General features: G+C 68.3%; 15 protein-coding genes. All 15 read right to left on the minus strand.

Annotated features, from left to right (window positions below; all coding sequences use genetic code 11):
* Positions 1-49 precede the first annotated feature (49 nt).
* The 15 genes from glmS to map all read right to left on the minus strand — a co-directional run bounded on the left by glmS (position 50) and on the right by map (position 12,665).
* Entirely contained in the window at positions 50-1,897 is a 1,848-nt protein-coding gene (glmS, locus tag ACZZZB_RS04720) for a glutamine--fructose-6-phosphate transaminase (isomerizing) (protein WP_079706234.1), read from the minus strand.
* A 126-nt stretch (positions 1,898-2,023) separates the two neighbouring features.
* Complete coding sequence (coaA, locus tag ACZZZB_RS04725; RefSeq protein ID WP_064296681.1) at positions 2,024-2,977, minus strand: type I pantothenate kinase; 954 nt, start codon at positions 2,975-2,977, stop codon at positions 2,024-2,026.
* A gap of 46 nt (positions 2,978-3,023) precedes the next feature.
* A complete protein-coding gene (gene glmM / locus ACZZZB_RS04730) occupies positions 3,024-4,385 on the minus strand; it encodes a phosphoglucosamine mutase (RefSeq protein ID WP_079705270.1) in 1,362 nt (453 codons plus the stop codon).
* 25 nt (positions 4,386-4,410) lie between these two features.
* Positions 4,411-4,896 carry a 30S ribosomal protein S9 gene (gene rpsI, locus ACZZZB_RS04735; protein ID WP_064296683.1) on the minus strand — a complete coding sequence of 162 codons (486 nt, stop codon included), beginning with the start codon at positions 4,894-4,896 and terminating at the stop codon, positions 4,411-4,413.
* Positions 4,897-4,924: 28 nt separating this feature from the next.
* On the minus strand, positions 4,925-5,371 hold the full coding sequence (gene rplM, locus ACZZZB_RS04740) for a 50S ribosomal protein L13 (protein WP_071259493.1): 447 nt from the start codon (positions 5,369-5,371) through the stop codon (positions 4,925-4,927).
* 176 nt (positions 5,372-5,547) lie between these two features.
* Complete coding sequence (gene truA, locus ACZZZB_RS04745) at positions 5,548-6,492, minus strand: tRNA pseudouridine(38-40) synthase TruA (protein ID WP_463529097.1); 945 nt, start codon at positions 6,490-6,492, stop codon at positions 5,548-5,550.
* The gene (locus tag ACZZZB_RS04750) at positions 6,482-7,495 is read right to left on the minus strand and encodes a GNAT family N-acetyltransferase (protein WP_463529098.1); all 1,014 of its coding nucleotides are present in this window, start codon (positions 7,493-7,495) and stop codon (positions 6,482-6,484) included. Before ACZZZB_RS04750 ends, truA begins: the two co-directional genes overlap by 11 nt.
* A gap of 94 nt (positions 7,496-7,589) precedes the next feature.
* Positions 7,590-8,147, minus strand: coding sequence for a 50S ribosomal protein L17 (gene rplQ, locus ACZZZB_RS04755; RefSeq protein WP_085510253.1), 558 nt, complete (start codon positions 8,145-8,147; stop codon positions 7,590-7,592).
* A gap of 44 nt (positions 8,148-8,191) precedes the next feature.
* On the minus strand, positions 8,192-9,184 hold the full coding sequence (locus ACZZZB_RS04760) for a DNA-directed RNA polymerase subunit alpha (RefSeq protein WP_056008091.1): 993 nt from the start codon (positions 9,182-9,184) through the stop codon (positions 8,192-8,194).
* A gap of 157 nt (positions 9,185-9,341) precedes the next feature.
* Positions 9,342-9,740: a 30S ribosomal protein S11 gene (gene rpsK, locus ACZZZB_RS04765; protein WP_056008094.1), complete on the minus strand. Its 399-nt coding sequence runs from the start codon at positions 9,738-9,740 to the stop codon at positions 9,342-9,344.
* Positions 9,741-9,781: 41 nt separating this feature from the next.
* Positions 9,782-10,156, minus strand: coding sequence for a 30S ribosomal protein S13 (gene rpsM / locus ACZZZB_RS04770; RefSeq protein WP_064296688.1), 375 nt, complete (start codon positions 10,154-10,156; stop codon positions 9,782-9,784).
* Between the two features lie 162 nt (positions 10,157-10,318).
* On the minus strand, positions 10,319-10,432 hold the full coding sequence (gene rpmJ, locus ACZZZB_RS04775) for a 50S ribosomal protein L36 (RefSeq protein ID WP_021759549.1): 114 nt from the start codon (positions 10,430-10,432) through the stop codon (positions 10,319-10,321).
* A gap of 80 nt (positions 10,433-10,512) precedes the next feature.
* A complete protein-coding gene (gene infA, locus ACZZZB_RS04780) occupies positions 10,513-10,734 on the minus strand; it encodes a translation initiation factor IF-1 (RefSeq protein WP_017885304.1) in 222 nt (73 codons plus the stop codon).
* Positions 10,735-10,883: 149 nt separating this feature from the next.
* Positions 10,884-11,768 carry an aminodeoxychorismate lyase gene (locus ACZZZB_RS04785; protein WP_463529099.1) on the minus strand — a complete coding sequence of 295 codons (885 nt, stop codon included), beginning with the start codon at positions 11,766-11,768 and terminating at the stop codon, positions 10,884-10,886.
* A gap of 57 nt (positions 11,769-11,825) precedes the next feature.
* On the minus strand, positions 11,826-12,665 hold the full coding sequence (gene map / locus ACZZZB_RS04790) for a type I methionyl aminopeptidase (RefSeq protein ID WP_192004670.1): 840 nt from the start codon (positions 12,663-12,665) through the stop codon (positions 11,826-11,828).
* Position 12,666 lies beyond the last annotated feature (1 nt).

Genomic DNA, 12,666 nt, shown 5'->3' on the forward strand with positions numbered 1-12,666 from the left:
CGGCCCGGTGGCCCGCACGACGGGCCACCTCGGACCCCGCGGACCGCCCCTACTCGACCGTGACGGACTTCGCGAGGTTGCGCGGCTGGTCGACGTCGAGGCCCTTCGCCGTCGCGAGCTCCATCGCGAAGATGTGCAGCGGGATGACGGCGAGCAGGGGCTCGAACAGCGGACCGGCGAGCGGGATCGGGATGACCTCGTCGGCCGAGGGCAGGACGGCGGCGTCGCCCTGCTCCGCGATCGCGATGACCCGGGCACCACGTGCGCGGATCTCCTCGATGGTCGAGATGACCTTCGGGTGCAGGATCGCCGAGCCACGTGGGCTCGGGACGACGACGAAGACGGGCTGGCCCGGCTCGATCAGGGCGATCGGGCCGTGCTTGAGCTCGCCACCGGCGAAGCCTTCAGCGTGGATGTACGCGAGCTCCTTGAGCTTCAGCGCACCCTCGAGCGCGATCGGGTACCCGACGTGGCGACCGAGGAAGAGCACCGCGCGGGAGTCGGCCATCCAGTGGGCGAGCTGCGCGATCTTCTCGGAGGCGCCGAGGATGCTGGCGATCTTGTCGGGCACGGCCTGCAGCTCCTCGACCTGCGACGCCAGGAACTGCGGAGTCTGGGTGCCGCGGACCCGCGCGAGGTGCAGCCCGAACAGGTACAGCGCCGTGATCTGAGCGGTGAACGCCTTCGTGGACGCGACCGCGACCTCGGGCCCCGCGTGGGTGTACACCACGGCGTCCGACTCGCGCGCGATCGTGGCGCCCTGGGTGTTGCAGATCGACAACGTCTTCGCGCCGGACTCGCTCGCGAAACGCACCGCCATGAGCGTGTCCATGGTCTCGCCCGACTGGCTCACCGAGATGACGAGCGTGCGCGCGTCGATGACCGGGTCGCGGTAGCGGAACTCGTGGCTCAGCTCGACGGTGACCGGGATCCCGGCCCAGCGCTCGATCGCGTAGGTGCCGACCGTGCCCGCGTAGGCGGCGGTGCCACACGCGATGATCACGATGCGGTTGATGTCGAGGAAGAGCTCGTCGAGACCGGCGAGTTCGGGGATGACGACCTGGCCGCCCTCGACCCGCCCGCGGATCGTGTTCGCGACCGCGTCGGGCTCCTCGCTGATCTCCTTCGCCATGAAGCTCGACCAGCCGCCCTTGTCGGCCGCCGAAGCGTCCCATTGGATCTCGAACGGCTCGGTCACGACGTGGTTGCCGGAGAAGTCGGTGACCGTCACGTCGTCAGGCGTGATGACGACCATCTGGTCCTGACCGATCGCGACCGCGCGCTGGGTGTACTGCACGAACGCGGCGACGTCCGACCCGAGGAAGTTCTCGCCGTCGCCGAGCCCGATGACGAGCGGCGAGTTCCGACGCGCACCGATGACGACGCCGGGCAGGTCCTGGTGCATGGCGAGCAGCGTGAAGGCGCCGTCCAGGCGAGCGACGACACGACGGAAGGCCTCGGTGAGGTCGCCGGTGGAACGGTACTCGCGGCCGATCAGCACGGCGGCGATCTCGGTGTCGGTGTCGCTCTCGAAGGTGAAGCCGTCTGCGAGGAGCTCTGCGCGCAGCTCGGCGAAGTTCTCGATGATGCCGTTGTGGATGAGCGCGAGGCGTCCTTCGTCACCGAGGTGCGGGTGCGCGTTGCGGTCCGTCGGTCCACCATGGGTCGCCCAACGGGTGTGACCGATACCGGTCGAGCCCGGCGCGATGGGGTTCGCGGCGAGGTCCTCGGTGAGGACGGCCAGCTTCCCGGCGCGCTTCCGGGTGTTCAGCGAACCCGTCGCGTCGAGCACGGCGATCCCGGCTGAGTCGTACCCCCGGTACTCGAGCCGCTTGAGTCCGCCCATGAGGACGTCCACCGTCTTGTCGTTCCCGACGTACCCTACGATTCCACACATGTAGAGCAGCATAATCGGGCGATTTTGCGAGGATCCTGCACCAACCTCGAGGTGCCGGCGCTCAGCCTCGGAGCAGGACGGTCTCGCCGAGATCCACCGGTTCCCGGGCCCCTCCCCTGCCGCGGGTCAGAGCTTGCGGAGCAGCACCGAGGACACCGTGTGATCGGAGTCCTTCCGCAGCACCAGCTTGGCGCGTGAGCGGGTCGGGCGGATGTTGTCGATGAGGTTCGGCTCGTTGATCGAGCGCCAGAACCCACGCGCCTGATCGGCCGCCTCCTCATCGGAGAGCTCGGCGAACACGTTGAAGAAGGAGTTCGGGTTCGAGAACGCGCCCCGCTTGAGCGCCATGAAGCGGTCGACGTACCAGGACTCGATGTCGCGCGTCCGTGCGTCGACGTAGATGCTGAAGTCGAACAGGTCGCTGATCGCCAGTCCGCTCGCCGTCGCAGCCGGCTGCAGCACGTTCAAGCCCTCGACGATCAGGACGTCGGGGCGCCGGACGACGACCTGCGCCGTCGGGATGATGTCGTAACGCAGGTGCGAGTAGAACGGTGCCCGCACCTCGGCGGCACCGCTCTTCACCGCGGTGATGAACCGCAGGAGCGCGCGCCGGTCGTACGACTCGGGGAAGCCCTTGCGATCCATGATGCCGCGCCGCTGGAGCTCCTCGTTCGGGTAGAGGAAGCCGTCGGTCGTCACGAGTTCGACGTGAGGGGTGTCCGGCCAGCGCGACAGCAGTTCGCGCAGCAGCCGCGCGATGGTCGACTTGCCGACGGCCACGGAACCCGCCACACCGATCACGAACGGCGTCCGGAGCGCCTGGTCGCCGAGGAACCGGCTCGTCGCTCGCCCGAGGTCCTGGGTGCCCTTCGCGTACAGGCTCAGCAGCCGGCTGAGCGGCACGTAGACCTCCTCGACCTCCCGCATGTCGAGACGGTCGCCGAGGCCACGGATCTGCACGACCTCGGTCTCGCTGAGCGGTGTGGCCGTCTCCGGAGCGAGTCGCGCCCATTCGGCACGGTCGATCTCCACGTAGGGCGTCGGCTGCCCGGAGGCACCGCCCGTCGTCGTCGAAGTCATGCGATCACTCTTCCACAGCTGAGGTGCCGACCCGCCGCCGGACGACTCAGATGGCGAGTCGCTCGCGGACGACGTCGGCGAGGCGGTGCGCCAGGCGATCGGCGGTCGGCTGGTCGGCCGCCTCGACCATGACCCGGACGAGCTGCTCGGTGCCGGACGGCCGCAACAGCACGCGTCCGTCGTCTCCGAGCTCGGCTTCGGCAGCCTGTACGGCAGCGTCGACGACCTCGTCGCCGACGAGGCGCGTGCGGTCGACACCCGTGACGTTGACGAGGATCTGCGGGTACACCTGCATCACCGCGGCGAGCTCCGCCAGCGTCTTCCCGGTGCGCGCCATCTCGGCCACGATGTGCAGGCCGGTGAGGATGCCGTCGCCGGTGGTCGCGTAGTCGGCCATGATCACGTGGCCCGACTGCTCACCGCCGAGCGAATAGGCGTTCGCGTTCATCGCCTCGAGGACGTAGCGGTCGCCGACCCCGGTCTGGACGACGTTGATGCCGTGCTCGCGCATCGCGACGTGCAGGCCGAGGTTGCTCATCACCGTGGCGACGAGCGTGTCGTCCTTGAGCTTGCCGCGCTCCTGCATCGAGACGGCGAGGATGGCCATGATCTGGTCGCCGTCGACGACCTTGCCCGCAGCGTCGACCGCCAGGCAACGGTCGGCGTCGCCGTCGTGTGCGATGCCGAGGTCGGCACCGTGCTCGAGGACCGCCTTGGACAGGAGGTCGAGGTGCGTGGAGCCGACGCCGTCGTTGATGTTCATGCCGTCGGGGTCGTTGCCGATGATCGTGACCTTGGCCCCGGCGTCGCGGAAGGTCTCCGGCGACACTCCCGCGGCCGCGCCGTGCGCGCAGTCGAGGACGACATGGATGCCGTCCAGGCGGTTCGGGAGGCTGCCGAGCAGGTGGAGGACGTAGCGGTCCTCGGCGTCGGCGAAGCGGATGATCCGGCCGACGTCTGCGCCGGTCGGGCTGAGCTTGGGGCGGTCGAGGTACTCCTCGATCCGGCGTTCCACGGCGTCGGGCAGCTTCGTGCCGCCGCGGGCGAAGATCTTGATCCCGTTGTCGGGCGCGGGGTTGTGCGAGGCGGAGATCATCACACCGAAGTCGGCGTCGATGTCGGCGATGAGGAACGCCGTCGCGGGCGTGGGCAGCACGCCTGCCTCGAGCACGTCGACGCCCGAGGACGCCAGGCCCGCCGCGACGGCGGCGGACAGGAACTCGCCGGAGATACGTGGGTCGCGTGCGAGCACGGCGACCGGGCGCTTCCCGGCGGCACGGCGGGCCTCAGCACTACGGCCTTGCCCAAGCACCACTGCGGTGGCTTGGGCAAGGCCGAGAGCGAGGTCTGCCGTCAGGTCGGCGTTCGCGAGTCCGCGTACGCCGTCGGTACCAAACAGCTGAGGCATCGAGCTTCGCTTGTCTTGAGAGCGCTTAGCGCTTCGAGAACTGCGGAGCCTTACGGGCCTTCTTGAGTCCGGCCTTCTTGCGCTCCTTGACGCGAGCGTCGCGGGAGAGGAAGCCGGCCTTCTTCAGGGTGGCGCGGTTGTTCTCCTCGTCGATCTGGTTCAGCGAGCGAGCGATGCCGAGGCGCAGCGCGCCGGCCTGGCCCGAGGGGCCACCACCGGAGATGCGTGCGATGACGTCGTAGCCGCCGGCCAGGTCGAGGACGGTGAACGGGTCGTTGATGAGCTGCTGGTGCAGCTTGTTCGGGAAGTAGTCCTCGAGCGTGCGGCCGTTGACCGTGATGGTGCCGCTGCCGGGGACGAGACGCACGCGGGCGATGGCCTGCTTGCGACGGCCGACGGCTGCGCCGGGGACGCTCAGCACGGCGCGAGGTGCGGTGACTGCTGCTTCAGGAGCCGACTCGGTGGAGTAGCTCTGCGGGGTCTCTTCGATGGAATCTGCGATGTTCGCCACTGTGTAATCCTTTTTTCTTGTCCGGTGCTTACTGGGCGACCTGGTCGAGCGTGAACGGCTTGGGCTGCTGAGCGGCGTGCGGGTGCTCGCTGCCCGTGTAGACCTTGAGCTTCTTCAGCTGGTCGCGGCCGAGCGTGTTCTTCGGCAGCATGCCGCGGATCGCCTTCTCGACGGCGCGGATCGGGTTCTTCTCGAGGAGCTCGGCGTAGGTGACGGCCGAGAGCCCGCCCGGGTAACCGGAGTGGCGGTAGGCCTTCTTCTGCAGGAGCTTGGCGCCGGTGAGGGCCACCTTGTCGGCGTTGATGATGATGACGAAGTCGCCACCGTCCATGTGAGGGGAGAAGGTCGCCTTGTGCTTGCCGCGCAGGAGCGCTGCAGCGTGGCTGGCCAGGCGGCCGAGGACCACGTCGGTGGCGTCGATGACGACCCAGTCGTGCGTGATCTCACTGGCCTTCGGGGAATACGTGCGCGTCACAATAGTGCTGCTTTCTGGTCGGAGTTGGTCGTTCGTGAATCCCGCTCCTGTTGGGTGTTCCGAACGGAACGCCCGAGGTGGAGGGCTCAACTTCGGGTACCGCGCCGCAGAAGGCGCAGGCACCAACGGGAGAGTCTACGCGACGACGTCCCGGCGGTCAATTCCCACCGGGAACCTCACTCGGCGCTCGCTTCCACGTGCTCGTGGCTCCGCCGCTGTCGGGTCTCGGCGGCCCGCGCATGCAACAGCCCCGGCTCGGGGTACACGACCTCGACGAGGGTGAGTCCGCGCGCCGGCATCACCCGGAAGTCGATCTCGCGGCGTCCGCCGTCGCGGAGCCGGACGACCTCGTCGAGCGACATGCGCCCCTCCCCCACGGCGACGCAGGCGCCGACGAGCGCCCGCACCATGCTGTGGCAGAACGCGTCGGCGGTGAGGCTCGCCACGAGCACGCCCGCCTCGTCCCGCTCCCAGCTGAAGGACTGCAGGGTCCGGATGGTCGTCGCGCGCGGTCTCGGTTTGCAGTACGCCTGGAAGTCGTGGAGCCCGACGAGCGAGGTGGCCGCCCGGTGGAGCAGCTCGACGTCGAGCGACGCCGTCGTCCAGCTCGTCGTCCGCCGGAGGATCGGGTCCTTGCGGACGTCGGCGTCCGCGAGGCGGTAGCGGTAGTGACGCCAGACCGCCGAGAAGCGCGCGTCGAAGCCCTCCGACGCCGGTTCCGCCGTGTGGATCACGACGTCGCGGTCCATCCCGAGCACGCCGTTCAGTCGACGCACGAGGAGGGAGCTCGCGGTCTCGTTCCGCGGCGTCCCGTCGTGGAACTCGGCGTGGCGCCCCTGCAATCGCGTGATCTTCGCGAGCTGTGGCTCGGTGAGGTCGAGGTGGGCCACTTGACCGGCCGCGTGCACCCCGGCATCCGTCCGTCCGGCCACCACGAACCGTGGCATGGGCGGGACGGTCTTCCCGAGCACGCGATACAGCGCCTCCTCCAGGACCCCCTCGACCGTCCGGAGCCCCGGCTGCTTCGCCCATCCGGCGAAGTCCGTGCCGTCGTACGCGATGGCGAGCCGGAACCGCTGGGTCGGGAGAACCTCCGCTGCCGCGACCTGTTCAGCGCTCACGGACGTACGCCAGATCACGCGTCGTCGCGACGAAGCCCTGTCGTTCATACAGCCCGAGTGCACCCGTGGGGCTGGCCGTGTCGACCTCCAGCGTCGCCCGCTCGAGGCCGGCTGCCTGGATCCGACGAAGCGCGGTGGCAAGCAGAGCCGGCGCGAGTCGTCGGCCACGCCAGTCGCGGACGGTCCCGACGAGGGCGATGTACGCGCTGGTGAACCCCTGCGCGGACCAGCTGTCCTCGTCCACCTCGGCCAGCGTGAAGCCGACGACCCGCCCGTCGTCGTCGATCGCGACCACCGAGAGGTCGTCGCGGAAGTGGGATCCGCCGACGAACTGCGCCCACATCGCCGGGACCGTCTCCAGACTGCCCCAGTGATCCCGGAACGAGTCATTCCGAGCCTCCCTCGTGCGTTCGGCCACCTCCGGGTGGTACGCCTCGAGTCGGACACCGTCGGGCACGTCGATCTCGTCGACGGGCGCGGAGAGATCGCGTTCCATGATCGTGAAGTACCGCGCCACGGCGAAGCCGAACCGTTCCAACAGGCGCGCCGCCCCCGGGTTCCGTTCGTCGACGTAGGCCCGGGAGGAAGCTGGAGCACCCGTCTCGACGGAGGCCAGCTGCTGCTCGGACCGTTCCAGCGACCACGCGAGCAGCCCGCGACCGATCCCCCGCTCACGCCATGCGGGATGCACGCCGCCGAAGACGTACGAATACACGGACACGTCTCGTGAGGGCGACAGGATCACCATCGCGTAGGCGACCAGCGTGCCGTCGGCGGCGATCGCCAGCAGGCTGTCCGCAGCCATGTCGATCCACGCGTGGTCGAACTGGTCCGCGATCTCGTCGCGGCTCGTCACCCGGTGGGGGTTGTCGAACGGATCCATGGCGCGGCACAGCGCCACGATGTCGTCGATGTCCGCGCGGACCGCCGGACGCCATTGGTCGACGTCGGGGTGCTGTGGCAGGGCCGGCTGGCCGGCCGGAACGGCGGGAGTGGTACTCATGTCTCCAGCCTAGGACACCGTCGCAGCGCCGCCAGGAACGACGGAACCCCGCCCTCCAGGTGGAGAGCGGGGTTCCGTTCGTGTGTCGCTGAACCTACTTGGCGTCCTTCGCGGGAGCCTCGTCGGTGGTCTCGCCGGCGTCGACGGACTCGCCGTCGGTCTCGGTCGCCTCGACGGCTTCCGTCGCCTCGGCGTCGGCCGAGGTCTCGGCGGGGGTCTCCTCGGCCGGAGCCTCGTCGACCGGCGCTGCGGCGTGCTTCGCGGACTGCTTGGCCGGCTTCGCCTTCGGCGTGACGGGCTCGAGGACGAGCTCGATCACGGCCATCGGAGCGTTGTCGCCCTTGCGGTAACCGGTCTTGATGATGCGCGTGTAGCCACCCTGACGGTCGGCGACGAGGGGCGCGATCTCCGTGAAGAGCTCGTGGACGACGCTCTTGTCGGTGATGGTCGCGAGCACCCGACGGCGGGCGTGCAGGTCGCCGCGCTTCGCGAAGGTGATCAGGCGCTCAGCGAGCGGACGCAGGCGCTTCGCCTTGGTCTCGGTGGTCTGGATGCGCTTGTGGGTGAACAGCGCAGCAGCGAGGTTGGCGAGCAGGAGACGCTCGTGGGCAGGTCCGCCTCCGAGGCGGGGTCCCTTGGTGGGAGTAGGCATTCTTGTCTCTCTTCAGGTTGGAAAGTCGTCAGGTGGATCGCGTGCTAGGAGACGGTCTCGTCGTCGTAGCCGCTGTAGAAGTGGGCGCCGTCGAACCCGGGAACCGAGTCCTTCAGGGAGAGGCCCATTTCGGTGAGCTTGTCGCGAACTTCATCCACCGACTTCTGTCCGAAGTTGCGGATGTTCATGAGCTGCGTCTCCGACAGCGCGACGAGCTCGCTGACGTTGTTGATGCCCTCGCGCTTGAGGCAGTTGTACGAGCGCACGGAGAGGTCGAGGTCCTCGATCGGGATCGAGAGCTCGCCCGGCAGCACGGCGTCGACCGGCGCGGGGCCGATCTCGATGCCCTCTGCGGCGGTGTTGAGCTCGCGAGCCAGGCCGAACAGCTCGGTCAGCGTGCGACCGGCCGACGCGATGGCGTCGCGCGGCGTGATGGCCGGCTTCGACTCGACGTCGACGACCAGGCGGTCGAAGTCGGTGCGCTCACCGGCACGAGTCGCCTCGACGCGGTAGGTCACCTTGAGGACGGGCGAGTAGATCGAGTCGACGGGGATCTGACCGGCTTCGCTGAACTCGTTGCGGTTCTGCGTGGCCGACACGTAGCCGCGGCCACGCTCGATCGTGAGCTCGAGCTCGAACTTCGCCTTGTCGTTGAGGGTCGCGATGACGAGGTCCGGGTTGTGGACCTCGACGCCGGCCGGAGCCGAGATGTCGGCTGCGGTGACCTGGCCTGCGCCGGTCTTGCGGAGGTACGCCGTGATCGGCTCGTCGTGCTCGCTGGAGACGACGAGGCCCTTGATGTTCAGGATGATCTCGGTGACGTCTTCCTTGACACCGGGGATCGTGCTGAACTCGTGCAGCACGCCGTCGATGCGGATGCTGGTGACGGCTGCACCCGGGATGGACGACAGCAGGGTGCGACGGAGCGAGTTCCCGAGGGTGTACCCGAAGCCTGGCTCGAGCGGCTCGATGATGAACCGGCTGCGGAACTCCGAGATGGATTCTTCGGTGAGCGTAGGGCGCTGTGCGATGAGCACTATGGATTCCTTTCGGCTAAGTGTCCGCTATATGACACTTGCGTTGGCGAGGTAGTGAATGGTGTTCGCTGGCCCTGGTCACCAGGACCATGCCGTGATCCGTCCGCGGCGATCAGACGATCGCTACGGACGGATCACGGCCGGTGAACCGAAGGAATTAGACGCGGCGACGCTTCGGGGGGCGGCAGCCGTTGTGTGCCTGAGGCGTGACGTCGTTGATCGAGCCGACCTCGAGGCCTGCGGCCTGGAGGGAACGGATCGCGGTCTCGCGGCCGGAGCCGGGTCCCTTGACGAAGACGTCGACCTTCTTCATGCCGTGCTCCTGCGCCTGACGCGCAGCCGACTCGGCGGCGAGCTGTGCGGCGAACGGGGTCGACTTGCGCGAACCCTTGAAGCCGACGCCACCGGACGAAGCCCAGCTGATGACCGCGCCCGAGGGGTCGGTGATCGAGACGATCGTGTTGTTGAACGTCGACTTGATGTGGGCCTGGCCCACGGCGATGTTCTTCTTTTCCTTCTTACGCGGCTTCCGAACGGCCGACTTTGGTGCTGCCATGAATATCTCCTGAGTCCTATGACGAGGCGACTAGGCGGGGCCTAGCGAGCCTTCTTCTTGCCGGCGACGGTGCGCTTCGGGCCCTTGCGGGTGCGCGCGTTGGTCTTGGTGCGCTGGCCGCGGACCGGAAGTCCACGACGGTGACGGATGCCCTGGTAGGACCCGATCTCCACCTTGCGGCGGATGTCGGCGGCGACCTCACGGCGGAGGTCACCCTCGACCTTGAAGGTGCCCTCGATGTAATCGCGCAGGGCGATCAGCTGGTCATCGGTGAGATCCTTCACGCGGATGTCTCCGCTGATGCCGGTGTCGGCGAGGGTCTTGAGTGACCGCGTGCGGCCAACACCGTAGATGTACGTCAGTGCAACTTCCACGCGCTTGTCGCGTGGGATGTCTACGCCGGCGAGACGTGCCATGGTGGCTTCTCCTAGGAGTTGTGGAGGTGTGGAGCAGTTCCGGTGCTCGGGCCTCCGACCCGAGGTGTCACCCGCGGCGCACGATGTGCTGCGGGATCTGGAACTGCCGTTAGAGGGGTGGTGCTGTGGTGCTCAGGGCTGCGTGCTGCAGATCCTCTGAGATCAACCCTGGCGCTGCTTGTGGCGCGGGTTCTCGCAGATGACCATGACGCGGCCGTTGCGACGGATGACCTTGCACTTGTCGCAGATCTTCTTGACGCTGGGCTTGACCTTCATAGTTCTCTCTTTTCGCTGTCATCGTGCCGGGCCCACCACCGGATGGTGGCGGCGCGTCCGGCCGTTACTTACAGCGCGACCTACTTGTAGCGGTAGACGATCCGACCACGGGTCAGGTCGTAGGGGGTCAGTTCCACGATCACGCGGTCCTCTGGGAGGATGCGGATGTAGTGCTGACGCATTTTGCCCGAAATGTGGGCAAGTACCTTGTGTCCGTTGGTCAGCTCAACGCGGAACATCGCGTTGGGCAGAGCCTCGACCACTTGGCCCTCGATCTCGATGACGCCGTCTTTTTTGGCCATAGCCTCACTGTCGCTCAGGTTGAGTCGCACTGGTCGTGCGGATGGATTGCGGTGCGGATGTCGGCTCGCCGAAGGCATGCAGAAAGCACCAAAGATCGATTCTATGCTATGTTTCCGGGTTTCGCCAACTCGACGTCGGCCAGGGCCCGTCAGTCGGTGCGGGAGCGCAGCGCGTCGTTGATCTGCGCCGTGAGACCGGCGTCCATCGGCAGCGGGCGTCCGTCCACGGCACGCACCGGCGCGGCCAGTCGGACGCTGGAGAGCAGCCATGCCGCCTCCGCGTCGAGCACGTCCTCCGGTGTCAGCATCCGGTACTCGTGCGGGAACCCCTGCTCCTCGAGATGGGCCCAGAGCGCGAGCTGCGTGGTGCCGGGCAGGATCCCACTCGACGGAGGCGGTGTCACGAAACTGCCGCCGATCCGCACGACCACGGTGGAGGTCGGGCCCTCGAGGACGAAGCCGTCGCTGCTGACGAAGAGCACGTCGTCCGCTCCACGTCGGTGCGCCTCCCGGAGCGCGGCCATGTTGACCGCGTACGACAGCGTCTTGGCGCCGGCGAGCAGCCACGGCGAACGCTCCTGCACATCGCTCGCGAGACCGCGGTCGAGCAGGACGACCTCGATGCCGTTCTCACGCTCGGGGAAGCCGTCAGCCGGCGTCGCCGAGATCCACGCGGTCGGGCGCCCGCCACTCCCCCGCGTCACGACGAGTCGGACGGCGCTCTGATCGACGTCGGGGAGTTCCGCGATCGCGCGCGAGATCGCGAGCCGCCACTGTGCGTGGTTCGGCGCGGGCAGATCGAGGATGGTCGCCGACTCGGTCAGCCGATCGAGATGCGCGTCGACCGACTGCGGGTGCCGGCCGACGACACCGATCGTCTCGAAGATCCCGTCCCCCCGCGCGGGGCCCAGATCGAAGACGCTCAAGACGCCGGACCCGTCGCCGGCCGGCGTGATCGTGGCCGCGAGGTCGGCGTCGTCGATGACGGTGTCCGCTGGGAGGACGTCGAGAAAGAACACGATCGGCACGCTCATGCCGAGCAACTCTACCGGGACGGACGAGGTCGGGACGGCGACCGGGCTGACGCTCGGTCAGGCGGGACGGACCGGGGTGACGCCGAACGCGGCGAGAGCCTCGGCGCCGCCGTCGTGAGCGGTCAGGACCCAGATGCCGTCGCGGTGCACGGCGACGCTGTGCTCCCAGTGCGCAGCCGAACCACCGTCGAGCGTGGCGACGGTCCATTCGTCGTCACGGACGAAGGTGTCGGGGCTCCCGGCGACCACCATCGGTTCGATGGCCACCACGAGTCCGGGCTTCACTTCGGGGCCACGCTGGCGGACACGGTAGTTGAACACCGGCGGCGCCTCGTGCATCGTGCGTCCGATGCCGTGCCCCACGTAGTCGGTGAGGATCCCGTAGGGCTTCCCCTCGGGCGAGTGGTCCTCGACGTACTCCTCGATCGCGGCACCGACCTGGTTGAGGTGTCGGGCGGTCGCGAGCTCGGCGATCCCGGCCCACAGCGAACCCTCCGTCACCGCCGAGAGCCGCTCGCGCTCGGTGACGAGCTCCGGGCGCGTGGGATCCGGCAGCACGATGGTCATCGCGGAGTCGCCGTTCCAGCCGTCGATCTCGGCGCCGCTGTCGATCGACACGATGTCGCCCGCCTGCAGCACGCGTGACCCGGGGATGCCGTGGACCACGTCCTCGTTGACCGAGGTGCAGACCGTGTGCCGATAGCCGGGGACGAGCTTGAAGTTGGAGTGCCCGCCGGCCGCGACGATGGCCGCCTCGGCAGCCGCATCGAGTTGCAGCGTCGTCACCCCGGGGGCGACGAGCGCGCGCACTGCATCGAGCGAGGCCGCTGTGGCCAGCCCCGGCGCGAGCATCGCGCGGATCTGGTCAGGGGTCTTGTAGATCGACTTCCGGAACACC

It is taken from the genome of Plantibacter sp. AC185 (assembly GCF_979258065.1).